At 44.8% G+C, this 26,113-nt stretch carries 12 protein-coding genes; 10 read left to right on the top strand and 2 right to left on the bottom strand.

Going from position 1 to position 26,113, the window contains the following annotated elements; all coding sequences use genetic code 11:
- The first annotated feature begins 21 nt into the window (after positions 1 to 21).
- Positions 22 to 774 (top strand): sulfite exporter TauE/SafE family protein, encoded by a 753-nt coding sequence (locus ACU8V8_RS10885; protein ID WP_446887492.1) that lies wholly within the window; start codon positions 22 to 24, stop codon positions 772 to 774.
- A 306-nt stretch (positions 775 to 1,080) separates the two neighbouring features.
- On the opposite strand, the gene ACU8V8_RS10880 is transcribed toward ACU8V8_RS10885, so the two are convergent.
- Together ACU8V8_RS10880 and ACU8V8_RS10875 are read right to left on the bottom strand one after the other, a co-directional pair.
- The gene (locus ACU8V8_RS10880) at positions 1,081 to 1,329 is read right to left on the bottom strand and encodes a mannan-binding lectin (protein ID WP_446887491.1); all 249 of its coding nucleotides are present in this window, start codon (positions 1,327 to 1,329) and stop codon (positions 1,081 to 1,083) included.
- Between the two features lie 123 nt (positions 1,330 to 1,452).
- Positions 1,453 to 2,154, bottom strand: a complete 702-nt coding sequence (locus ACU8V8_RS10875) for a hypothetical protein (RefSeq protein ID WP_446887490.1) — start codon at positions 2,152 to 2,154, stop codon at positions 1,453 to 1,455.
- 246 nt (positions 2,155 to 2,400) lie between these two features.
- Between ACU8V8_RS10875 and ACU8V8_RS10870 the strand changes: the two genes are divergently transcribed.
- From ACU8V8_RS10870 to ACU8V8_RS10830, 9 genes are read left to right on the top strand one after another with little or no spacing between them, the layout of a single operon-like run.
- The gene (locus tag ACU8V8_RS10870; protein ID WP_446887489.1) at positions 2,401 to 3,045 is read left to right on the top strand and encodes an aspartyl/asparaginyl beta-hydroxylase domain-containing protein; all 645 of its coding nucleotides are present in this window, start codon (positions 2,401 to 2,403) and stop codon (positions 3,043 to 3,045) included.
- Positions 3,023 to 4,276, top strand: coding sequence for a hypothetical protein (locus ACU8V8_RS10865; protein WP_446887488.1), 1,254 nt, complete (start codon positions 3,023 to 3,025; stop codon positions 4,274 to 4,276). Before ACU8V8_RS10870 ends, ACU8V8_RS10865 begins: the two co-directional genes overlap by 23 nt.
- A complete protein-coding gene (locus ACU8V8_RS10860) occupies positions 4,263 to 5,183 on the top strand; it encodes a hypothetical protein (RefSeq protein ID WP_446887487.1) in 921 nt (306 codons plus the stop codon). The genes ACU8V8_RS10865 and ACU8V8_RS10860 overlap by 14 nt, the downstream gene beginning before the upstream one ends.
- 27 nt (positions 5,184 to 5,210) lie before the next feature.
- Complete coding sequence (locus ACU8V8_RS10855; protein ID WP_446887486.1) at positions 5,211 to 5,909, top strand: phage tail protein; 699 nt, start codon at positions 5,211 to 5,213, stop codon at positions 5,907 to 5,909.
- Positions 5,910 to 5,915: 6 nt separating this feature from the next.
- Positions 5,916 to 6,740, top strand: coding sequence for a sulfotransferase (locus tag ACU8V8_RS10850; protein WP_446887485.1), 825 nt, complete (start codon positions 5,916 to 5,918; stop codon positions 6,738 to 6,740).
- A gap of 60 nt (positions 6,741 to 6,800) precedes the next feature.
- Positions 6,801 to 11,558 carry a DUF4347 domain-containing protein gene (locus tag ACU8V8_RS10845; RefSeq protein WP_446887484.1) on the top strand — a complete coding sequence of 1,586 codons (4,758 nt, stop codon included), beginning with the start codon at positions 6,801 to 6,803 and terminating at the stop codon, positions 11,556 to 11,558.
- On the top strand, positions 11,506 to 11,943 hold the full coding sequence (locus ACU8V8_RS10840; RefSeq protein ID WP_446887483.1) for an Ig-like domain-containing protein: 438 nt from the start codon (positions 11,506 to 11,508) through the stop codon (positions 11,941 to 11,943). The genes ACU8V8_RS10845 and ACU8V8_RS10840 overlap by 53 nt, the downstream gene beginning before the upstream one ends.
- Positions 11,940 to 19,622: a tandem-95 repeat protein gene (locus tag ACU8V8_RS10835; protein ID WP_446889625.1), complete on the top strand. Its 7,683-nt coding sequence runs from the start codon at positions 11,940 to 11,942 to the stop codon at positions 19,620 to 19,622. The genes ACU8V8_RS10840 and ACU8V8_RS10835 overlap by 4 nt, the downstream gene beginning before the upstream one ends.
- Entirely contained in the window at positions 19,582 to 26,079 is a 6,498-nt protein-coding gene (locus tag ACU8V8_RS10830; protein WP_446887482.1) for an Ig-like domain-containing protein, read from the top strand. The genes ACU8V8_RS10835 and ACU8V8_RS10830 overlap by 41 nt, the downstream gene beginning before the upstream one ends.
- Positions 26,080 to 26,113 lie beyond the last annotated feature (34 nt).

Raw genomic sequence — 26,113 nt, 5'->3', positions numbered from 1 at the left:
TTGCTTGCCAAGTAGTGTTAGATGGAATTTTTAGCGGGTGATTTATTAACGCCGCTCAGCGTAGCTGGGCTTATTATTTTGTCGGCTGTTACGTCGATGATCTCCGCTGCCTTTGGGGCTGGTGGTGGGTTGATGTTGTTGGTGGTGATGGCGTCGTTATTGCCGATGAGTATTGTGATTCCGGTGCATGGGTTGGTGCAGTTGGGTTCAAATGCTAATCGCTTTATGCTGACTTTTAAACACCTTGATAAAAGTATGTTTGCATACTTTTCACTCGGCGGGATTATTGGTGCGTTTGCTGCGTCGTCTATTGTGACACGTATCCCACTTGAGTTGATGAAAATTGTGGTGGCGGGGTTTGTACTTTATTTACTATGGGGCGTGACACCCAAGCTACGTGAAACCTCAAAATTATGGCGTTATATGGCGGGAGCTGTCACCACATTTTTATCTATGTTTGTTGGTGCGAGTGGCCCGTTGGTAGGCAGTTGTTTGTATGTTAATAATTACGACAAGTTAAAATATACTGCTACCTTCTCTGCTTGTATGAGTATGCAGCATACTTTTAAAGCTATTTTGTATGGCTTTGTGGGCTTTTCGTTTTGGCAGTGGTTGCCATTGGTGACAGCTATGATTATAAGTGGTGCGCTCGGTACTGGGCTTGGTTTAAAACTATTACAGCGGATATCTACGGCTAAATTTAAAGCTATTTTTCGTGCGATTTTAACGTTACTTGCGCTGCAATTAGCATGGCAAGGGGTTAAAGCGTTTTAGTTTAAATCAGTTAAAGCGCTATAAGCCTAGGTTTTATAGCGCTTTATACTACCAACGAGGGAAAGTGGATCGTTTCGCAAATTTGATATCTTTCACAAGGTTAAAAACCCATAATAAAGCCAGTCTATGGTTTAACCTTGAGGTTGAACTCATTCCTTTTCACAATATTCGACCATTCACTCTACCTGTTTGATTTAGCTTTTTACTGACTAGAAGTTATATTGGATTTCAATAACACTCATTACGCCTTCTACAATGGTTTTCCACTCGCCGGTAAATTCTGCGCCATATGAAGCGGCGATTGTTTTACCTATTTTTTTGAGCTTCGTCGTTGCTCCAAAGTGGGCCGGCTAATACATTGGTTTTGAATGAATGGCTACCTGAATTTGCTACTTCAAGTTCAACTTCAACAACACTCATTTGGCTCTCTACTACGGTATTCCATTGACCCGTCCATTTACCTTGGTGTGCAGCGGCAACGGCGGGGGCTTTTTCTTCGGCATCTTTTTGATCCCAGATTGGGCCTGCTGGGATATTCACTTTAAATGTACTCATAAATTTCTCCTTAAATTGTTTATTGAATAGGTTTTGAGCAAAGCTCATCGCTGTACTCAATATGGAGTATATGAATTACTTCAGGCTTTTCTATTACAGGGTATTACATTGTGTGGGTTTAGATTAGAGTGATTTTGGCAAGCTTGAATACGCAATCACGGCACTATCGCGCTGTGCAATATCTGGGTGGTGTAAGCTTTGTTGGTACTGACGGCAATAATTAATAGGGTTGCCGTGATTAACTAAAAATGGGTTGTTATTTGATGAGGCTAATACGTTCGCCCACCGTGTTTTTATATGTTCAGGAGGACTTGGTAATGTATTAAGAATTGCTATGGATGCTTCAAATTGACTCGCTATTGCTAGCGATAGCATATCGTCATTGGCGGCTGCCAACCAACTTACGCCGTTTTTACCTACACATAGTAGTGGCATGTATGGTGCTAATGCAGGGCAAACGTCATTTTTATAGATGTCTACTTGCCAATATGAGCGAGCAATTTTTGTAAATTGCGCAAAGCTGGTTATTGCTGAAAATTGCGATGTGGCGAGTGGCAAAATCTCTACTCGAGGTTTATTGGCATTGACGGTGTCGTTGGCAACATCGATATACCAGGGGCCAAAAATCAGGGCATTTTGAAAATATTCATCCCGCAGTGAGCCCCATGCTTTTTTTATAACATGACCTTGTGAGATACCATCTCTGAGCAAACTTAACCCTGGTTTTTGGCTTTGCTGTAAGGCTATTTGCAACAAATTGAACATCTCGTCACGAATTTCTCTACAGCGGCCTATCGGGTATGGCTTATTTGCAAAGTACGGCATTTTTGGTGCTAGGGTGAGGTCGGCCTGTAACCGCAACGTTGCTAGCTCATTGCAAATTAAAGCCAGATGTTGAGTGGTGAGATCTTTAAGCTGCAAGTTTGCCTCAACCTTAATGAATATTTTCATCAGTTTAGACTACAAAGCCATTGTTTTCGATTTATTACAGCGTTGCTGTAATACGCTGTAATATTTTAAAACAAAGAATTTGTCTATCCTCAGTAAACATAGTTCAGGGACTGCTTAAATATGTTTACTCAGCCGATTACATTTACTCAATTACCTATCCCACTTAGTGAGTTTAACCTTGCTGATGACCTGTTAATTGCTGAGCAGTTAACTTGGGTGGAGCATGTTAATACCGATGAATATCAGGGTAAGTGGGATGTGCTTGAGCTTAAAGTGCCTAAAGAGCATCGTTACAGCCATCGTATTTTGCAGGCATTTGCTATTGAAGCTGCATGTGAATGGATTGACGGACCCAATTTAGAGTTACTGAGTGCATTTGAGAGTCTGCTTGCTAGTTTTGAGTGCGAGATTTTGTCGGCTCGTTTAATGCGTTTGCATCCAAACTCTTTTATCAAACCCCATCGGGATCACGGCTTGTGTATTGAAAAATCACAGCAGGCCCGTATACACATTTGTTTAGGTTACTCTGCCAATATTGAGTTTTATGTTGATGGCCACCGCGTGCCCATGAGCAATAATAGTGCTTGGTATATAAATGCAGATGCTGTTCATAGTGTAAAAAATGCAGGCTCAACACCCCGTATAAATTTGGTTGTAGATTGTAAAGTAAATGACTGGCTTAAAGGGTTGATCTGGGCATTACATGATTCAACGCAATTCAATGTTAATGCAGGAGGTTGTGATGACAAACCTGCATTTGCCTAACTCAGCTACTGCTTATATGACAGAAGAGCCGATGGTTACGGGGCTACTAAACCAAGCATTACGTAACCAAATTCGTTCGCTTACTCAACAACCGACAACTGCAATAACCTTGCAGCAATCATTTATAGCCATTGCCAGCCAAGCTGTGGCCCAAGCTCATAATGATGCATTAACTAAGCGTTTATTTTCAGACGCTTATGAGCAAGCAATGCATTGCCTTAATCAAGCTCAGTTGCAAGAGTCAGAAATAACCGAGCAATTTATTAATCAGCATGGTTTGGTTATGTCGGTTTTAAATTGCACCACCACAATTAAAGATGTGCACCGCAATAGCTGTTTCTATAAGGCAATATTTGAGTTGGTAACAGACTTATTAAAGCGCAGTGCGCAGATCAATATTGCCTATCCGGCATGTGGGCCTTTTGCGCCGTTATTGCTACCCATTTTGTTATACATGGATAAACAAAACCTGATCTCGCCAAAAACAGTGCGAGTTTCACTTATCGATATTCAACCCGGTGCTATTAAGTCTCTTAATGCGTTAATAAATGAGTTAGAACTCAGTGATTATTTTGATGGCGTATTTTTAAGTGATGCAGTGTTATATCAAGGGGAAAAACCATACGATATTTTTATCGCAGAAGCATTTCAACATGGTTTATCAAAAGAGGCGCATTTAAGTATTTGTAAAAACTTTGCGGCTCAATTAAGTAGTCACGGTGTGATGCTGCCTTGTAAAACCATTATTAATGCAGCATTAGTTAAGTGCCAACGTGAGTATATCGAACAGTGGCAAGCTTCAGCACAAGGGGAGGTGAGTGTTGAACCTAACCCTGAGGTTTTAAATGAAAGAATTGAATTAGGAAATGTACTGACCCTTGACCGCTATAGTTTATTAAACCTTGATATTCTTAATTTAGAGCAGCAGCAGGTTGTGTGCTGTAACACATTAGCAATCCCTGAAAATACGCAAGAAGTAAGTGAGCATGTATTGGTGCTTTATGCTCAAGTGATGACTTATAACGGTCATTGGCTGACTCAATATCAATCAGGCATTACCCACCCATTACCTTTACTCAATGTATGTATCGATTTTGTGCCGCAAAGCTCAACCGCGGATGACTTACTACTGAATTCGACAGATAAAATTACTTTTTATTACAAGCTAACTGGATTAACTGGGTTTTTGCCAACTAAAGCCGAGCAACAGGTGAGTTATGCAGCAAGTTAATCGTGTTGTACTTTTTACTTCAAGTTGTTTGGCGATGCCTACAATCGATTTGCTGTTGCAAGCCAAACTGCTGGTTGCGGTGGTTTTTGTTGATGATGAAGCACAGCACCATCAACATGAGCTGCAACAGTTACACGCCCAATGTGAAGCATTAAATATAAGCCTTAGCAGTTGGAATAATAATGAGCAATTGATAGCACAACTTGATCAATGGCATGCATCAATCGCAGTTTCGTGTATTACAGCCAGAGCGCTGGATGATGAGCTTATTAACTTTTTTCATGGCCAAGCTTATGGGCTGTGTTGTGGTATAGCTAAGAGTCATCAATGGGCCAATAGTTTATATTGGCATATCAGAACACTGCAAAATGAACTGCCTATCACTTTGCATAGACTCAACAGTAATGAAAATACAGCGCTGCAACCTGTTGCTATTCACCCGTTTGATACTTACCAAAGTTTGTCGTTACGAGTTGCCTCAGCATTAGCGCCTGCTTTAGTAAATGTAATGACGAAGCTCAGCACTATTACTTGGCAGCCATTAAATAAAAAGAATGACGCGTCAGATACTGCAAAGCCAATCACTCGCGAAGACATAACTTTATCTTTTAAAAATCATAACGCCAATGATTTTGTTGCTGCAGCAAAAGCAGGTAACCCTCTATATGGGGGAATTATTGTAGCAACTAAGCTTGGTGAATTTAATGTGCTGCAAGCCTCAACGATTGAGCAAAATGGAGTTATTGAGCCTGCGGGGACGATTTTGTCTATCAATAAATCAGCAGGGTTAGTTGTACAAACTAAACAGGGAGCGGTGGCACTAGATATTATTTCTAGCCAGTTTGGTTGTATCTCTGGTTATCGGTTTGCATCTTTAGCGAATGTTAGCGCTGGAATGCAATTATAACTATATAAAATTTAGAGGAAATACATTATGAGTGCGAATCCATTTATTGGCGATGTAGAAATATTTGCGGGAACCTTTGCCCCAAGAAGCTGGGCTATGTGCGACGGGCAGTTATTGGCAATTAGTAGCAATACTGCGCTTTTTTCTATTATTGGTACTATTTACGGTGGTGATGGTCGTACTACTATGGCGTTACCTGATTTACGTGGGCGAGCCCCAATAGGCTTTGGTCATGGCCCTGGCTTAAGCAGTTATAAGCTTGGTCAAAAAGGAGGCGCTGAGTCTGTACATATTTTACAACCCTATTTACCTTCAATGCAAAGCACAGTGTCATTGCCAAGTACTACGCAGTCAGTCTCAGTCAGTATTCCAGGACAAACCATAACCGATGTGACCGGTAGTGCAAATATTGCAACTACACAAAATGCTGATACAGGTGAGCCTGCAGCAGGTGCGGCATTGGCAACAGTTGTTGCTGGTGGCGGCCCTGATAAACAAGAATTGATCTATCAAACTGCGCCATCGTCCTTACTTAGCCTTGGTAATGTGAGTGTTGATTCGTTTGATATCCCAGCACAAGAGAATGTTGCATTAACATTGCCTGCTAATAGTTTGCAAGGGACAGCTTCTTTCCCTGGTGGTAACCAAGCTATGGATGTTCGCACACCCTATCTTGCAATGAACTACATAATTGCTCTGCAGGGATTATTCCCGAGTCGGAATTAATTATTTATGCAGCATAATTATCATTTTATCGCAGGTTTGCCCAGAGCAGGCTCAACATTATTGGCGAGTATATTAAGACAAAACCCTGATTTTCACGCTGATATGTCAACGCCTGTTGCGGGCTTTGTCACTAACCTATTGGAGCAAATGGGCTCTGGAAGTGAATTTGCTTCGTGTATTACTTCGGTCCAGCGGCTGAATATATGCCGTGCTGTTTGCTCTGGCTATTATCAGGACGTGGCAAAGCCAATAGTGTTTGATACTAACCGGTTATGGACAGCAAAGCTTAACGTATTAAACACTTTATTTGGTAATGATTTTAAGGTGATTTGTTTAGTGAGAAACCCTGCATGGGTGATGGATAGTTTTGAGCGTATTTACAGGAAAAACAGCCTTGAATTTAGTCGTATATATTCTGCAGCAACGCGGCAAAACGTGTATACCCGCTGCGAGCATATAGCGTCTAACCTTGGGCCATTTGGTAGTGCGTGGGCTGCGTTAAAAGAAGGTTTTTATGGTGAGTTTTCAGAGCAATTGTTGTTGCTCGATTATGACTTGTTAGTGACTAAACCAGAAAATAGCCTAGCGCTGATCTATCAGTTCTTAGGCTTACCTAACTATCAGCATGACTTTGAAAATGTCAGCTATAACGCCAATGAATTTGATAAGAACTTAGGCGCAGAGGGATTACATGCGGTGAAGAAAAAGGTGGAATTCACTGGCCGCAAAACGGTGCTTCCCCCTGAATTATTTAAAAAATACAGCGATATGGCTTTTTGGTTAGATCCACAAGGCAGTAACGCAAGCTTGATCACGCAAAAAGCACCTTAACGTTTCAAATAAGTAGTACTAAAGCAACGCTTTATACAATATGGTTAGAGGACTAAACCAATGCTGCATTTCTCTTTATCCCCAATTTCTATCTTTGTCGGCTCTGCTCTGGGGCTTACTCAAGCGGCTGATGTTGTCGCTAGTGAATACGTTCAATTACCCGTGCAGCCTCAGCACAGCGTAAGTATGTTCAAGCCTAGTCAGACTAACGCAGGTAAGGTAAAAAGTGAGCAATTAGTTGCGCCAAGCAAGAATGAATTGGTGCTCGAAAGCGCCAATGTTATTAAGCATTTGATCATTATTGATGCAGCAGTCCCAGATAAAAGTTTACTTTACGGGCAGCGTCAGACAGGTACAGAAATTGTTGAATTGCAAGCTGATGAGTCCGGTATTAAGCAACTTGAAGCACTACTGGTTGATTATCATGATCTACAGAGCGTGAGCATTTTTGCTCATGGGCGCAGTGGCGAAGTACTACTTGGTAACAGCTCGATAAATACCGCGGTAGTTGAAACAAATACACAGTTTATGCAGGCGTTTAAGGGGGCGGTTAGATCCGGTGGTGACATATTTTTTTATGGTTGTGATGTTGGCAAAGATACGCAAGGTGAGCAGTTTTTAACGGTGTTTAATCAAGCAACAGATTTAGATGTTGCTGCTTCTGATGATTTAACGGGTAATGCTAGCAAAGGAGGAGATTGGGATTTAGAAATCGTCAAAGGCGACGTGGATTTTGCTAACCGACCTTTTTCAGAGCATGCACTACAGGACTTTTCAGATGTATTGGCGTTTGACAGTACATTAACGTTTGATAATTTACCTACTGGCTACGCTAACAGTAAAAGTTATCAAATTTCTGGGACTAGCTATACCATAAAAGTTAAGTCTGGAGCGGAGGGAGGGCTAGATTTATATAACTTCACAACAGGTTATGTCTATGTCGCTACCAACAGCTCAACTCAAACTTACAGTAAAATATATTTTACGAATGATGAGGAGTTTAATTTATCAAGCCTTTACGTATATAACTCAAGTGGTACTAATCGAGCTGTCCGTTTAACTACAGACAAAGGAGGGGTTGCGGACTCTAGTAGTTTAGTTAACCGTCAGGGAGCGAATATAAATACTTCGGGCTCATTATTCACAGGAATAAAGTGGTTAAAAGTTTCTTATACAGATAACTCAACATTAGGCTGGTTGAGAATTGATAACCTTGCCATAAATAACTTATCGTCAGCTCCAGTAAACTCAGCCCCTGTAGTTGATTTAAATGGAGGAGTAGCTGGAGCAGATAGCTCTGTTTCGTTTACTGAAGGCAATGGTGCGGTAAATATAGCATCCAGCGCTAATGTAGCTGATAGCGATGCAGACACAATAACAACAGTAACGATTGCATTAACTAACGACCAAGATGGCGTCTTAGAAGGGCTGAGTGTTTCAGCGGCTGCACAAAATGCACTTGGTGGTATATCAGGTGCCTCAGACATTACTCTGCAAGATACAATTTCGATAACGGGTGCTTCTGCAACTGTTGCAGAAGTGACGACCTTTTTACAAGCAATAACCTATAACAACACCAGCTCTACACCCAATACCACAGCCAGAAATATCACAGTTGTCATTAACGATGGTACTGAAAATAGTGTAACCCGAAGTGCAAGTATCAGCGTTGCGAACGTGACTGCAGCAAGCTCAACAGCCGCTGGTTTCAATACGTCAAATGGCACAAATTTAAGCCCTGCAATCACGTTTAGTAATGATAATGAAACGCTAACTATTAGTAACGCATTACATATTGCGGGATCAACCGCCGATGGTGGCGGTGGAACAGATACTATCAATATTAATGATGGTGCTGACCTTACCGGTTTTGCATCGTTGACAGGTTTTGAAACTCTCACCCCCTATAACGATGGTTCATTGACTTTAAGTGAAACGCAGCACGAGAGTTTCACCACCATAAATGGCACAGGTACAAATCAGTTCACTATCTCTAGTGCGAATGGCGATCAAACACTGACTGGCGATGCAGATATTGAAACCTATGTGCTTGGCGCAGCAATGACCTTTACTCTTGGTAGCACAGCGCAAAATGTAACGGGTAGCAGCGCAGCTGATGCGGTTAATATTAATGCCTTTGCAGTTACTGGAACACTAAACGGTGCTGCAGGCACCGATGTATTACAGGTCGGCGCTGGGGCTGATCTTAGCGGTGCAACAATTTCTGCCTTTGAATCATTAACGCTTGCCAGTGGTGCGAGTGTAACGATGACCGAAGCGCAGCACGATAATTTTTCAACGTTTACTGCACCGGGTAGTGAAACAATAACCATTAGTTCAGCAACGGATGGACTAGTAGGTAACAGTGCGATTGAAACGTATGTGCTTGCTACGGCAAATACGTTCACCCTTGGCGCTGTAGGGCAAAATTTTACGGGCAGTACAGGGGATGACTCTCTTAATGTGGGGTCGTTTGCTGCAACGGGTATTTTTGCGGGCAACACCGGCACTGATACGTTATCTATTGGTAGTGGTGGTAGTATTTCTGGTGCCACGATTAGCGGCTTTGAAAACTTGGCTGTAGCCAGTGGCGGTTCAGCAAGTATTGCTGCATCACAATTAGCATTGTTCTCCGGTACGGTAACAGGCAGTGGCACAGAGACACTGATTATTTTAGGTGACGGTAATTTTGCAACAGTCTCTGCAATTGAAAACTATACAATAGCGGATGACAGCAGCAACGCACGAACGGTTACTATTAGTAGTGCAGGGCACTCAGTAATAGCGAGCTCAGCAAGTGATGCTATTACGTTTGATATTGGCACACTAGCTTATACGGGAACAATTACCGGCGAAAATAGTGTTGCTGATACGTTATCGATGAGTAATGGCGCAAATATTAGTAACGCGACCGTCAGTAATGTGGCTAATTTAACACTTGCATCGGGCGCATCAGTGTCGATGACGGCCAGTCAGCATGGCAACTTTACAGGCACCATAACCGCATCAGGTTCAGAAACGATTACTATCACCGGTGATGGTGATTTTACAACTTTAACTGGTATTGAAAGCTACGATGTAGCTGATGACAGTACAAATACCAGAACCATCACCGTATCAACGGGGACTACTAATGTAACCGCCGGATCATCGACAGATGCAATCACTTTTGCAATAGGTAGCAGCGCATACACAGGCACCTTAATTGGCGAGAATAGTGTTGCCGACCAAGTACAAGTCACTGATGGTGCAGACATTAGCGGCGGTGGATTTTTAAATATAGGCACTCTTTCGTTAGCTAGCGGCGCAACAGTGGCTATTGATGCGGCTAATATTGGTAATTTTAGCACTGCGATAACGGGGAGTGCGGGTACTGAAACACTGAAACTGATGGACGGTGGGGCGTTTGATTTCACCGGTACTTCAGTGTCTGCGGTTGAAGCAATCGCAATAGGGACTGACAATAATACGACGATAATTTTAACTGATAATTTTAATGCCAACGGTCAAACAGTATCTGTTGCAAATGTCAGTGGTGCTGCAATTACAGCGGATCTAACAATAAATGCTTCAGCTTTTACCAGTGACGTATTAACGATTTCGGCCAGCAATTTTAACGGTGATGATTTTATTACTGGTGGTAGCGGCGCAGATACCATTCGCCCAGGCGGTGGTACTGATTCGATGACGGGCAATGCCGGTAACGATAATTTTGTCGGCGATGTATCACAATTATCAGGGGATACAATCACTGATCTAGCCGTAGGTGATAGCTTAACTATTACAGGTGTGACAGGGCTTTCAAGTGCCAATGTGCGATTTAATGGTACTAGTACATTAGAAGTTGATACAGATGCCACCGATTTTAATATTTCAGAGCTTACGCTGGCGCTAAGTAACTCCCCAGCGGCAAATTTAGCTTTTAGTGTGGCTGACAGTGGGAGCGATACTGTTATCACTTTTGTTGAGCCAAATAGCGCTCCTGTATTTAGTAGCTTGAATGGCGGTACGACCTTTACTGAAAATGGCTCGGCAATTGTTATCGACTCTGATGTAACGATTGCTGATACTGAGCTCGATGCTCTTAATGGCGCGATAGGTAATTATAATAATGCCAGCTTAACCATTAGTCGAAACGGTGGAGCAAGTACGCAAGATGTCTTTGCGAACAATAGCTTATTGGGGGTGCTAATTGAGGGTAATACATTTACTTATAATTCGACCACGGTCGGAACGGTAACCACCAACTCAGCAGGTACGTTAGTACTGACCTTTAATGCGAATGCGACCTCTGCCATTGTTGACTCAGTGCTGCAAAGCATTACCTATCAAAATAGTTCAGAATCACCATCATCCGCAGTGACTTTGGATTATGTTTTTAATGATGGGGTAGCAAACAGTACGGGTACAAATCAAGCTGTAGTGAACATTACTGGGCTAAATGATAGCCCAACTGATATTTCGCTATCATCGGCAAGTATCAATCAATCATCAACTGGGGTGGCAGCTAATATAGGATCGCTTTCTACCTCAGATGTAGATACTAGCGACAGCCACAGTTATTCGTTTGTAAGCTCAGGTGCAAGTGTAAGCGGCACATGTAGCGCTGATACAAACAATAGTAGTTTTCAGATCAGTGGCACCTTAATTCAAACGCAAGCTACACTTAGTGCAGGAAGTTACATTATCTGTGTACAAAGTAGTGATGCAACAACTACGTTTCAAAAAGCGTTTACTATTACAGTCACGGATGATGTAGCGCCTAATGCACCTTCAACCCCCAGATTTAGACGTGGCTTCAGATTCAGGGGTATCTAATACAGACAACATTACCAGTGATACCACGCCAACATTTAGTGGTACTGCTGAGAGTGGCTCAACGGTTGCTTTGTATAGTGATCAAGTTGGTGGCGGAGCAACGGTAATAGGAACTGCTACGGCGACTGGTGGTAATTGGCAGATCACAACCAGTGCGTTAACTAGCGGTTTAGATCATGCTATTTCAGCAAAAGCAACTGATGCTGCAAGTAATGTGAGTAGTAGCTCAAGTGCGTTGACTATTACAATAGACACTGCTGCGCCGATCGCTCCGAGTTCGCCAGACTTGTCAGCAGCAAGTGATAGCGGTGCTTCTAACACAGATAATATTACAAACGATACCACACCGACCTTTACGGAACTGGTACTACTGGTGACACCATAACGCTGATCTCAAGTGTTGATGGTTCAATAGGGAGCACTGTTGTTAATGGTGGGGTATGGAGTATCACAGCAAGTTCAGCTATGTCCAGTGGCTCGCATGCCATTATGGCACGTGCGACGGACTCTGCTGGTAATATCACCAATGGTACGAGTACTACAATAACGATTGACACTAATGTGAGTACTCCGAGTATTACCACGCCCATTGAAGTAGATGGTCGGATCAATACTGTAGAAGATGCGCATGTGCTTATTCAGGGCCGCGGTGCTGATTCTGGTGCTGTGGTTAATGTGACTATCAGCGATGGCGCAAATAACCAATCGCGCAGTGTGACGGCTGATGGCTCTGGTGCATGGACTATCAGTGGTAATGAGTTTGATGTGAGCAGCTTTAATAACGGCACGCTCACCGTCAGCGCCACACAATCTGATACCGCGGGTAATATTTCAAGTGCAGCCAGCACCTCCGTGATTTTAGATAACGCTGCACCAAGTGCTGTAACTATCACTACGCCGATTGAGGGTGATGACATAGTTAATGCCAATGAAGATGACAGTGTATTGATCGTCGGCTTTGGGGCAGAAGCCAATGCCAGCGTGAGCGTCACTATCAGCGATGGCGCAAATAACCAATCGCGCAGTGTGACGGCTGATGGCTCTGGTGCATGGACTATCAGTGGTAACGAGTTTGATGTGAGCAGCTTTAATAACGGCACGCTCACCGTCAGCGCCACACAATCTGATACCGCGGGTAATATTTCAAGTGCAGCCAGTACTTCGGTGGTTTTAGATAACGCTGCACCAAGTGCTGTAACTATCACTACGCCGATTGAGGGTGATGACATAGTTAATGCCAATGAAGATGACAGTGTATTGATCGTCGGCTCTGGGGCAGAAGCCAATGCCAGCGTGAGCGTCACTATCAGCGATGGCGCGAATAACCAATCGCGCAGTGTGACGGCTGATGGCTCTGGTGCATGGACTATCAGTGGTAACGAGTTTGATGTGAGTAGCTTTAATAACGGCACGCTCACCGTCAGCGCTACTCAAAGTGATGCGGCGGGTAATATTTCCAGCGCAGCCAGCACCTCCGTGATTTTAGATAACGCTGCACCAAGTGCTGTAACTATCACTACGCCGATTGAGGGTGATGACATAGTTAATGCCAATGAAGATGACAGTGTATTGATTGTCGGCTCTGGGGCAGAAGCCAATGCCAGCGTGAGCGTCACTATCAGCGATGGCGCGAATAACCAATCTCGCAGTGTGACGGCTGATGGCTCTGGTGCATGGACTATCAGTGGTAACGACTTTGATGTGAGCAGCTTTAATAATGGCACGCTCACCGTCAGCGCTACTCAAAGTGATGCGGCGGGTAACACGTCAAGTGCAGCCAGTACTTCGGTGGTTTTAGATAACGCTGCACCAAGTGCTGTAACTATCACTACGCCGATTGAGGGTGATGGCCGCGTTAATGCCAATGAAGATGACAGTGTATTGATCACGGGCTCTGGGGCTGAAGCCAATGCCAGCGTGAGTGTGACTATCAGCGATGGCGCAAATAGTTTATCGCGCAGTGTGACGGCTGATGGCTCTGGTGCATGGACTATCAGTGGTAATGAGTTTGATGTGAGCAGCTTTAATAACGGCACGCTCACCGTCAGCGCCACACAATCTGATACCGCGGGTAATATTTCAAGTGCAGCCAGTACTTCGATGATTTTAGATAACGCTGCACCAAGTGCTGTAACTATCACTACACCGATTGAGGGTGATGACATAGTTAATGCCAATGAAGATGACAGTGTATTGATCACTGGCTCTGGGGCAGAAGCAGGTGCGACTGTGAATGTAAATGTTGCAGGGGTCAGCCGTACAATAACTGCAGATGGCAGTGGTAATTGGTCTCTTAGCGGCAGTGAATTAGACATTAGCGCGTTAAATAACGGTATTTTAACGGTATCTGCAACACAAACGGACAGCGCTGGTAATACTTCACCGGCTGCAACCACTAGTATTACATTAGACAATATAGCGCCTACAGGGCATGCTGCGAGTGTTGATCAGAGTGTAATAAATGCCAGTAATGAATCTGCAATGAGTGCTTCTTTGTCTGGTTTGGAAGGAGCTGGCACACTTAGTTATCAAGTAAGTGACGGCAGTAATTCAGTCAGTGGTACGGCAACTATCAGCGCAGCAACGCTGCAAATCACAGGTATTAATGTGACCTCATTGGCTGAGGGAACGTTAACCTTCTCAGCAATAGCTACAGACACCGCAGGCAATGCAAGCTCAGCTGTGACTGCAACAGTAACCAAGCAATATAATGTAGCGCCAGTATTAAGTGGAACTCCCAATACAACAACAGCAGAAGATGCAGCTTATAGCTTTATACCGACACTGACCGATAGTGATGAAGGCGATACTCACACCTTTACTATCATTAACAAACCAAGTTGGGCGAGTTTTAATACCAGCACGGGTGAGTTATCGGGCACACCGGATAACAGTGATGTAGGCAGCTACGCTAATATCACTATTGGTGTTAGCGATGGTACGGCCAGTGCCAGTTTAGCCCCGTTCACGTTAGAGGTAACCAACACTAACGATGCACCTGTTGGACAGAACTTTAGCTTTAACCTTGATGAAGGCGCAGCACTCACGGTGGCGCTCGCTAATGGTTTATTGAGTAATGCGAGCGATGATGACACTGGCGATACACTGACAGCGGTTGGGGTGAGCCAACCGCAATTTGGTAGCTTAACGCTAAGCGGTGACGGCAGCTTTAGTTATCAACATGATGGCAGTGAAAACCATAGCGACAGCTTTACCTTCCAAGTACGTGACAGCGATGGGGCACTCTCGGCGGTGCAGACAGTGACACTGACGATAGCAGCCGTGGCGGATGCGCCTGTTGCTGTTAATGACAATGCAACGACGACAGAAGACACCGCGATTAACTTTAGTTTAGTGGCCAATGACACCGATGCTGAAGATGATTTAGTGGCGGCCTCAGCGGCGATTGTATTACCTGCAAGCAAAGGCTCGGTGAGTATCACCAATGGCATTGCCACGTATACACCGAACGCCAATGAAACCGGCACTGACACCTTTACCTACACCGTTAAAGATGCGGCGCTGAATACCTCGGCTGCGGCCACAGTGACAGTGACCATTACCCCAGTGAATGATATTCCTGAGGTACAAAATGTTAATCTTAGTATTGATGAAGACACGGCCTCTGCGGCCACCGATGTACGCAGCTTAGCCAGTGATGTGGAAGACGCCACCCCCACAGGGGATATCACCCTTGTTAGCAGCCCAACGTCAGGGCAAGTGGTATTAGACCAAGCAGCGGGCAGCTTTGTGTATACCCCAAATGCGAATGTGACAGGGCAAGACAGTTTTACCTATACAGTAACCGATAGTGAAGGTGGAGTATCATTACCAGGCACTGTTACGGTAAATATCGGTGCAGTGAATGACCGTCCTGTAGTCGTTAATGATGCAGTGACAACCGATGAAGACACGGCGACAACGTTAGCTATTTTAGCCAACGACTCAGATGTGGAAGACAGCGGCTTTAATGCGGCGAACGTCAGCTTAGAGAACAAAGGCACAGGCGCCGGCATGTACGACTTTGCGGACGTGAGTATTAATCTCGATGGCAGTTTAGCAATCACGCCTAAGCAAGATGTCAACGGCGAGTTTAGCTTTACCTACACACTCACCGACAGTGAGGGGTTAAGTTCCACTCCTGCGACCGTCACACTGACGATTAACGCTGTTAATGACGCCCCTGTTGCCATGGACAACACTGCGCAACTACAAGAAGAAGGCTCATTTGAGGTCAACGTACTGGGTAACGACAGCGATGTGGATACTGGCGACAGTTTAGATGCCAGCAGTGTGACGGTAGTCAGTGCCCCAAGCAACGGGCAGACTCAAGTAACAGCGAGCGGGGCAATTATTTACACCGCCAATGCTGATTACTTCGGCAGCGACAGCTTCACTTACACTGTTAAAGACAGTAACGGCGCAACCTCCAACGAGGCGAGCGTAACCATGACAGTGACCCCAGTGAATGATGCACCGGTGGCTGTTGCACAAACGCTGAGCCTTGATGAGGATAGCAGTTTACTTATCACCTTAGTGGCAAATGATATTGAAAATGACGACTTAACGTATCGTATTGACAATGATGTAGCACAAGGAACTTTAGTACAGCAAAGCAACGACAGCTGGTTATATACACCAAACGCTAATTATAACGGCAGTGACAGCTTTAGCTTTATTGCTAATGATGGCGAGTTAGACTCAGCACCCGTGAGCGTAAACTTGACCGTCAATGCCATCAATGATGCACCGGTTGCCATCAATGATACCGTGTCCGTTAGTGAAGACAGCGCAATAACTATCAACTTGGCAGGCAGCGACATAGAAGGGGATACTTTAAGCTATCAAATAAGCCGTCAGCCTCAAAACGGCAGCGTGACTTTGACGGGCTCACAAGTCGTGTATCAAGGGGATAGCCACTTCTTTGGTACAGATTCCTTTAGCTTTATTGTTAACGACGGCACGGTGGATTCAGCACCGGCAGACATTACAGTAAATGTTACTAGCGTAAACGATGTGCCAGTGATCAGCGGCGCACCGACTTTATCGGTCAGTGAGAAAACCGCCTATAGCTTCACCCCAACCGCCGTTGATACAGAAGGCGACAGCCTTACCTTCAGTATTACCAATAAGCCAAGTTGGTTGAGCTTTGACAGCACCAGTGGAACACTCAGTGGCACGGCCACGAACGCCGATGTGGGCGTACACAATAATATTGTGATCAGTGTCAGCGATGGTATGGATACCGTAAGCCTGCCAGCCTTTAACTTAACCGTGATCAACGTTAATGACGCACCAACGATTGGTGGTGTTCCTGCATTAAATGTTGATCAAGATGCACTGTATAGCTTTACCCCAATAGCGAATGACATTGATGGTGACAGCTTAACCTTTAGCATCAGCAATAAGCCGAGCTGGGCAAACTTTGATAGCAGTACAGGGCAGTTGTCAGGTACGCCAAGTAATGATGATGTAGGCGTAAATAATAACATTATCATTGCAGCATCAGATGGCGCGCTTACAACAGCATTGAGTAGCTTTAATCTTACCGTTAAGAACGTTAACGATGCACCCACAATCAGTGGTACACCCAGCAGCACGGTTAGCGAAGACAGCCCGTATCAATTTATCCCTAGCGTGAACGATATTGATGGCGACAGTTTAAGCTTTAACATTAGCAACAAACCAAGTTGGGCGAGTTTTAATACCAGCACGGGTGAGTTATCGGGCACACCGGATAACAGTGATGTAGGCAGTTACGCTAATATCACCATTGGTGTTAGCGATGGTACGGCCAGTGCCAGTTTAGCCCCGTTCACGTTAGAGGTAACCAACACTAACGATGCACCTGTTGGACAGAACTTTAGCTTTAACCTTGATGAAGGCGCAACGCTCATGGTGACGCTCGCTAATGGTTTATTGAGTAATGCGAGCGATGATGACACTGGCGATACACTGACAGCGGTTGGGGTGAGCCAACCGCAATTTGGTAGCTTAACGCTAAGCGGTGACGGCAGCTTTAGTTATCAACATGATGGCAGTGAAAACCATAGCGACAGCTTTACCTTCCAAGTACGTGACAGCGATGGGGCACTCTCGGCGGTGCAGACAGTGACACTGACGATAGCAGCCGTGGCGGATGCGCCTGTTGCTGTTAATGACAATGCAACGACGACAGAAGACACCGCGATTAACTTTAGTTTAGTGGCCAATGACACCGATGCTGAAGATGATTTAGTGGCGGCCTCAGCGGCGATTGTATTACCTGCAAGCAAAGGCTCGGTGAGTATCACCAATGGCATTGCCACGTATACACCGAACGCCAATGAAACTGGCACTGACACCTTTACCTACAGCGTGAAAGATGCGGCGCTGAATACCTCGGCTGCGGCCACAGTGACAGTGACCATTACCCCAGTGAATGATATTCCTGAGGTACAAAATGTTAATCTTAGTATTGATGAAGACACGGCCTCTGCGGCCACCGATGTACGTAGCTTAGCCAGTGATGTGGAAGACGCCACCCCCACAGGGGATATCACCCTTGTTAGCAGCCCAACGTCAGGGCAAGTGGTATTAGACCAAGCAGCGGGCACCTTTGTGTATACCCCAAATGCGAATGTGACAGGGCAAGACAGTTTTACCTATACAGTAACCGATAGTGAAGGTGGAGTATCATTACCAGGCACTGTTACGGTAAATATCGGTGCAGTGAATGACCGTCCTGTAGTCGTTAATGATGCAGTGACAACCGATGAAGACACCGCAGTGAGCTTGGCTATTTTAGCCAACGACTCAGATGTGGAAGACAGCGGCTTTAATGCGGCGAACGTCAGTTTAGAGAACAAAGGCACAGGCGCCGGCATGTACGACTTTGCGGACGTGAGTGTTAATCTCGATGGCAGTTTAGCAATCACGCCTAAGCAAGATGTCAACGGCGAGTTTAGCTTTACCTACACACTCACCGACAGTGAGGGGTTAAGTTCCACTCCTGCGACCGTCACACTGACGATTAACGCTGTTAATGACGCCCCCGTTGCCATGGACAACACTGCGCAACTACAAGAAGAAGGCTCATTTGAGGTCAACGTACTGGGTAACGACAGCGATGTGGATACTGGCGACAGTTTAGATGCCAGCAGTGTGACGGTAGTCAGTGCCCCAAGCAACGGGCAGACTCAAGTAACAGCGAGCGGGGCAATTATTTACACCGCCAATGCTGATTACTTCGGCAGCGACAGCTTCACTTACACTGTTAAAGACAGTAACGGCGCAACCTCCAACGAGGCGAGCGTAACCATGACAGTGACCCCAGTGAATGATGCACCGGTGGCTGTTGCACAAACGCTGAGCCTTGATGAGGATAGCAGTTTACTTATCACCTTAGTGGCAAATGATATTGAAAATGACGACTTAACGTATCGTATTGACAATGATGTAGCACAAGGAACTTTAGTACAGCAAAGCAACGACAGCTGGTTATATACACCAAACGCTAATTATAACGGCAGTGACAGCTTTAGCTTTATTGCTAATGATGGCGAGTTAGACTCAGCACCCGTGAGCGTAAACTTGACCGTCAATGCCATCAATGATGCACCGGTTGCCATCAATGATACCGTGTCCGTTAGTGAAGACAGCGCAATAACTATCAACTTGGCAGGCAGCGACATAGAAGGGGATACTTTAAGCTATCAAATAAGCCGTCAGCCTCAAAACGGCAGCGTGACTTTGACGGGCTCACAAGTCGTGTATCAAGGGGATAGCCACTTCTTTGGTACAGATTCCTTTAGCTTTATTGTTAACGACGGCACGGTGGATTCAGCACCGGCAGACATTACAGTAAATGTTACTAGCGTAAACGATGTGCCAGTGATCAGCGGCGCACCGACTTTATCGGTCAGTGAGAAAACCGCCTATAGCTTCACCCCAACCGCCGTTGATACAGAAGGCGACAGCCTTACCTTCAGTATTACCAATAAGCCAAGTTGGTTGAGCTTTGACAGCACCAGAGGAACACTCAGTGGCACGGCCACGAACCGCCGATGTGGGCGTACACAATAATATTGTGATCAGTGTCAGCGATGGTATGGATACCGTAAGCCTGCCAGCCTTTAACTTAACCGTGATCAACGTTAATGACGCACCAACGATTGGTGGTGTTCCTGCATTAAATGTTGATCAAGATGCACTGTATAGCTTTACCCCAATAGCGAATGACATTGATGGTGACAGCTTAACCTTTAGCATCAGCAATAAGCCGAGCTGGGCAAACTTTGATAGCAGTACAGGGCAGTTGTCAGGTACGCCAAGTAATGATGATGTAGGCGTAAATAATAACATTATCATTGCAGCATCAGATGGCGCGCTTACAACAGCATTGAGTAGCTTTAATCTTACCGTTAAGAACGTTAACGATGCACCCACAATCAGTGGTACACCCAGCAGCACGGTTAGCGAAGACAGCCCGTATCAATTTATCCCTAGCGTGAACGATATTGATGGCGACAGTTTAAGCTTTAACATTAGCAACAAACCAAGTTGGGCGAGTTTTAATACCAGCACGGGTGAGTTATCGGGCACACCGGATAACAGTGATGTAGGCAGCTACGCTAATATCACTATTGGTGTTAGCGATGGTACGGCCAGTGCCAGTTTAGCCCCGTTCACGTTAGAGGTAACCAACACTAACGATGCGCCTGTTGGGCAGAACTTTAGCTTTAACCTTGATGAAGGCGCAGCACTCACGGTGGCGCTCGCTAATGGTTTATTGAGTAATGCGAGCGATGATGACACTGGCGATACACTGACAGCGGTTGGGGTGAGCCAACCGCAATTTGGTAGCTTAACGCTAAGCGGTGACGGCAGCTTTAGTTATCAACATGATGGCAGTGAAAACCATAGCGACAGCTTTACCTTCCAAGTACGTGACAGCGATGGGGCACTCTCGGCGGTGCAGACAGTGACACTGACGATAGCAGCCGTGGCGGATGCGCCTGTTGCTGTTAATGACAATGCAACGACGACAGAAGACACCGCGATTAACTTTAGTTTAGTGGCCAATGACACCGATGCTGAAGATGATTTAGTGGCGGCCTCAGCGGCGATTGTATTACCTGCAAGCAAAGGCTCGGTGAGTATCACCAATGGCATTGCCACGTATACACCGAACGCCAATGAAACCGGCACTGACACCTTTACCTACACCGTTAAAGATGCGGCGCTGAATACCTCGGCTGCGGCCACAGTGACAGTGACCATTACCCCAGTGAATGATATTCCTGAGGTACAAAATGTTAATCTTAGTATTGATGAAGACACGGCCTCTGCGGCCACCGATGTACGCAGCTTAGCCAGTGATGTGGAAGACGCCACCCCCACAGGGGATATCACCCTTGTTAGCAGCCCAACGTCAGGGCAAGTGGTATTAGACCAAGCAGCGGGCAGCTTTGTGTATACCCCAAATGCGAATGTGACAGGGCAAGACAGTTTTACCTATACAGTAACCGATAGTGAAGGTGGAGTATCATTACCAGGCACTGTTACGGTAAATATCGGTGCAGTGAATGACCGTCCTGTAGTCGTTAATGATGCAGTGACAACCGATGAAGACACGGCGACAACGTTAGCTATTTTAGCCAACGACTCAGATGTGGAAGACAGCGGCTTTAATGCGGCGAACGTCAGTTTAGAGAACAAAGGCACAGGCGCCGGCATGTACGACTTTGCGGACGTGAGTGTTAATCTCGATGGCAGTTTAGCAATCACGCCTAAGCAAGATGTCAACGGCGAGTTTAGCTTTACCTACACACTCACCGACAGTGAGGGGTTAAGTTCCACTCCTGCGACCGTCACACTGACGATTAACGCTGTTAATGACGCCCCCGTTGCCATGGACAACACTGCGCAACTACAAGAAGAAGGCTCATTTGAGGTCAACGTACTGGGTAACGACAGCGATGTGGATACTGGCGACAGTTTAGATGCCAGCAGTGTGACGGTAGTCAGTGCCCCAAGCAACGGGCAGACTCAAGTAACAGCGAGCGGGGCAATTATTTACACCGCCAATGCTGATTACTTCGGCAGCGACAGCTTCACTTACACTGTTAAAGACAGTAACGGCGCAACCTCCAACGAGGCTACTGTGACCATGACGGTCAACCCGGTCAATGACGCACCAATAGGTATTGCACAGGAACTTGTCCTAGCAGAAGATGAAGTGTTATTGATCACTTTAGTAGGCTCTGATATAGAGAACGATGATCTAAGCTATCGTATTGATGAAGGTGCATTACATGGCTCGCTCGTGCAGCAAAGTAATGACAGTTGGTTATATACGCCAAACGCTAATTATAACGGCAGTGATGGCCTTAGCTTTGTTGTTAATGATGGACAACTAGATTCTACAAGCACAGCTATTTCGTTAGTTATTACTGCAGTAAATGATGCACCAATGGTAAGGGCACTCAGTGCTAATGTTGACGAAGATACAGGGGTCGTTATTAACTTACTCGGTAGTGATATTGAAGGAGATAGCTTAACGTATTCAATCGTTGATCAGCCAGCGCACGGTACTGCGACTATCTCTGGCGAGCAAGTAACTTATCAAGGTAATACAAACTACTTTGGAGCAGACCAATTTACTTACATCGCGAATGATGGATTACTTGATTCAGCACCGAACACAGTGTCAGTAACTATTAATAGTATTAACGATTTGCCGGTGATTAGTGGAATACCAAGCTTAGAGGTTAATGAAAATGACTTGTATAGCTTTGTACCAACAGCAACAGACAACGATGGTGATAGCTTAAGTTTCAGTATTGCAAATAAACCAAGTTGGCTTAATTTTGATACCATTACAGGGGAGCTATCAGGCAGACCAAATAACGCTGATGTAGGAAGTTACGCTGATATTACGGTGCGTGTATCTGATGGGGTTGCAAGTCAAAGTTTAACCCCATTTACACTGACAGTAGTGAATGTTAACGATGCACCAACAATCAGCGGTTCACCTGCAACATCAATTGCGCAAGATACAGGCTACTCATTTACCCCAATTGTGTCGGATATTGATAATACTAGTCTATCATTCACGATTGCGAACAAGCCGAGTTGGGCAACGTTTGATAACACAAGTGGTACATTAAGTGGTGTACCAACACGAGACGACGTTGGCTTATATAGTAATATTTTGATCACTGTAAGCGATGGGCAGTTAAGCAGTACGCTTAACCCATTCAGCATTGATGTAACGTATGTGAACGCGCCGCCTATTGCTAATGATATGCAGCTTAATATTGAAGAAGATACTGCTATTAGTGTTAGCGCGCTAATTAGTGATAGTGATGAAGATAGTTTAGCTATACAGCTAGTCACTGAGCCACAATTTGGTAGTTTAGCAGTACAAGGCCGAGTATTTAGTTATCAACCTGAGGCGAATTATCATGGCCGTGACAGCTTTAGTTACTCAGTATTCGACGGTAAAGATAACTCGCAAATTGCAACTGTAGCAATAAACGTTTCACCAGTAAATGATGAGCCGGTGGCTTTGGCAGATACATTTAACCTAACGCCTACACAAAGTGGTCAATATACCTTAGATGTTCTTGCTAATGACACCGATGTTGACGGTGATCCGCTCAGTATTATTGGTGCCAAAGCGAGTGTGGGTACAGTCTTGGTTGTTGATAATCAATTACTATTTGAGTTGGTTGCAAGCACACAGAGCAGTATTAATATTGAATATATGGTTGCTGATCCGCACAATGCTAATAGCAGTGCAATTGCTACGCTTAGCTTTAATGAAAATATGGACGGAGGACCAACAATAACTGCACCAGCAGATGTTAGCATAAATGCAACTGGCTTATTTACACGGGTTAAATTGGGCACTGCAACGGCCTTTGATGATCAAGGAAACCCGCTAGCGGTTAGTACTGTAGAGCCAAGTATGTTGTTTGCTCCAGGCACACATCAAGTATATTGGCAAACAACAGATAGTGCTGGCAACATGGCCTTGGCTGAACAGCAAGTACTCGTTCACCCACAAGTATCCCTTGAGCAGGGGATGGAGGTAGCTGAACAACAAAGTTATACCACCTACGTTTACTTAAATGGTGAAGCACCGAGCTATCCAATAACGATACCGTATAGTATCTCAGGAACAGCAACTGAGGACGACCATGATTTAACTTCTGGTGAAGTTGTGATAGAGCAAGGTTTGGTTGGCGAAATTAACTTTAACGTGTTCGCTGATAGTGACGTTGAAGCTGATGAGGTTGTGACGATTACGCTAGATGAAAGTCTGAACACTGGAGTGAATGCTTCGAGTACGATAACAATTACTGAGCAAAATATTGCACCAACGTTATCAACGACTATTGAGCAAAATAACCAAACTCGACCATTTGTATTAGCCAATGACGATTTGGTTACAGTTCGGGCGTTCGCTGCAGATAACAATCCAACGGATACTATTTCAATAAGCTGGCAAGTAGACGATGAACGAATTATCAACTTAGCAGAACACCCTGATACATTCGTGTTTTCAACAGCTGATCTGACAGAAGGTATTTATGGCATTGCGGTCACTGCTACTGATAATGCGCAACAGAGTTTATCAAGTACAGTAACTCGTTATGTTGAGGTGGTTGCACAATTACCTGAGTTAACAAATACCGATACAGATGAGGATTTACTCCCAGATGATTTAGAAGGTTATCAAGATGGTGACAATGATGGCATCGCCGATTACTTAGACCCGATCAATGTTTGCAATGTCATGCCAGAGCAAGTCATGCAGACAACGCAATTTTTAGTCGAGGGAGATATTGGTGGTTGCTTAAGAAAAGCTTATTCAGGCTTAGCAAGTAGTAGTGGTGCGCTACAGTTTATGTCATCAGAATTGCCAGCAGATGAGGGAATGAACAACATAGGCGGTTATTTTGGCTTTATTGTTACAGATATTGAACCTGTAGGTTCGCGCTATAACATTGTATTACCACAACGCATGCCAATTCCAGCTAACGCTGTTTACCGTAAACTCATGAACAATGAATGGAGAGACTTTGACACGACTGAAGGAGACCAAGTTTATTCTACTCAAGGCGAACAAGGTTATTGTCCATCACCATCAAACGAGCTGTGGCAAGAGGGCCTTAAAGAAGGTGATTGGTGTGTGCGTCTGCGCATAGCCGATGGCGGCCTCAATGATGCAGATGCGTTAGTAAACGGCCAAATTGTGGATCCAGGGGGTGTTGCTGTTATGAAAACAGATAACAACAATCCCGTTACTCAGTCTGACCAAGCAATCATCGCAGTAGGTAGTACGATAATACTTGATGTACTCAATAATGACAGTGATGAAGATGCAAACGCATTGACATTAACTGGTGCAAATGTTGATTTTGGCGAAGTCACAATTATTGATAATCAACTTAGTTATACGCCGTTCACTAACTTTATCGGTACGGCCACTATTCGTTACAGTGTGTCAGATGGGCAAGGTGGAACTGCATATGATATTGCAACAGTGGATATTGTTGTTAATAGTGCGCCAACTACAGCAGCTGACAGTGCATCGACCAATGATCGCACCCAAATTGTGATTGATGTGCTTAGTAATGATAGCGATGCCGATGGCGATGCACTAACTATAACCAGTGCCATAGCTACTCAAGGGGAAGTAACTATTAATTCAGACGGTACATTGAGTTATCAACCAAAACAGGGATTTGAAGGTGTAGACTTAATTGAATACACCGTAATAGATAGCAAAGGCGCAAGTAGCCAGGGCGAGGTAAAAGTGACTGTAAAAGCTTATACAACCACAGCAGTGGATAATAGTTCATCAGGAAGCATGGGGGGAATGTTAGTGATAATGCTGGTTGGCGTGGTGCTAATTCGTCGTACAACCAAAGTGACACCTTGGGCTTTACTTGCAACCGTATCTATTGCGAGCCAGCCCGCGGTAGCAGGTACATGGTCACTTGATGGGCAGATTGGTTATGCTGCAGTGGCCGGGACTCCATCAGTAATGAGTGAGTCGGTTTTCGCGAATACAGCTTATGACGACACAGATGTTAGTTGGTCTATCGCAGGTAATTACACATTGTCGTCTAATTGGCAATTTGGCCTGCGCTATATTAACTTAGGTGAAGGAAATACGACCTTTGTTGGCAATACACTTGATCCAACCAATACTCACCAGCGTTTATCTAACAAGGTGCCAGTTTTGGGCCAAGGGCCTGCACTACAAACCGCCTATGTTTTTCCTTTATTTGGCCAAATAAAAAGTAAGCTGTTTATAGGCGCTTTTTACTATCATTATTCAATTGAGAGTCTTAATAATTGGGGGCAAAAAATTGAGTATAATGAGTCAAATACGCGCGCTTATTTTGGTGGGCAATTGGCTTATCCTATATTAAAAAATACAGATATTTCGCTTAACTTTAGCCATTACACATTAAACGAAAACGATGTCAATGAGTGGGCTTTGGGATTTGAATATCAATTTTAACAATTTAGTTGGCCAGCCTAACAGGCTGGCCGCT

The sequence above is a fragment of the Pseudoalteromonas sp. SaAl2 genome, from assembly GCF_052947895.1.
Note: the sequence above shows the minus strand (reverse complement) of the source record. Positions and strands in the feature narration are given on the sequence as shown.

Coding starts and splice junctions, on each gene's coding strand:
- ACU8V8_RS10855 (WP_446887486.1), top strand. CDS start 5,211: ATGAGTGCGAATCCATTTATTGGCGATGTAGAAATATTTGCGGGAACC.
- ACU8V8_RS10860 (WP_446887487.1), top strand. CDS start 4,263: ATGCAGCAAGTTAATCGTGTTGTACTTTTTACTTCAAGTTGTTTGGCG.
- ACU8V8_RS10840 (WP_446887483.1), top strand. CDS start 11,506: ATGCACCTTCAACCCCCAGATTTAGACGTGGCTTCAGATTCAGGGGTA.
- ACU8V8_RS10845 (WP_446887484.1), top strand. CDS start 6,801: ATGCTGCATTTCTCTTTATCCCCAATTTCTATCTTTGTCGGCTCTGCT.
- ACU8V8_RS10880 (WP_446887491.1), bottom strand. CDS start 1,329: ATGAGTACATTTAAAGTGAATATCCCAGCAGGCCCAATCTGGGATCAA.
- ACU8V8_RS10875 (WP_446887490.1), bottom strand. CDS start 2,154: ATGCCGTACTTTGCAAATAAGCCATACCCGATAGGCCGCTGTAGAGAA.
- ACU8V8_RS10850 (WP_446887485.1), top strand. CDS start 5,916: ATGCAGCATAATTATCATTTTATCGCAGGTTTGCCCAGAGCAGGCTCA.
- ACU8V8_RS10885 (WP_446887492.1), top strand. CDS start 22: ATGGAATTTTTAGCGGGTGATTTATTAACGCCGCTCAGCGTAGCTGGG.
- ACU8V8_RS10865 (WP_446887488.1), top strand. CDS start 3,023: ATGACAAACCTGCATTTGCCTAACTCAGCTACTGCTTATATGACAGAA.
- ACU8V8_RS10870 (WP_446887489.1), top strand. CDS start 2,401: ATGTTTACTCAGCCGATTACATTTACTCAATTACCTATCCCACTTAGT.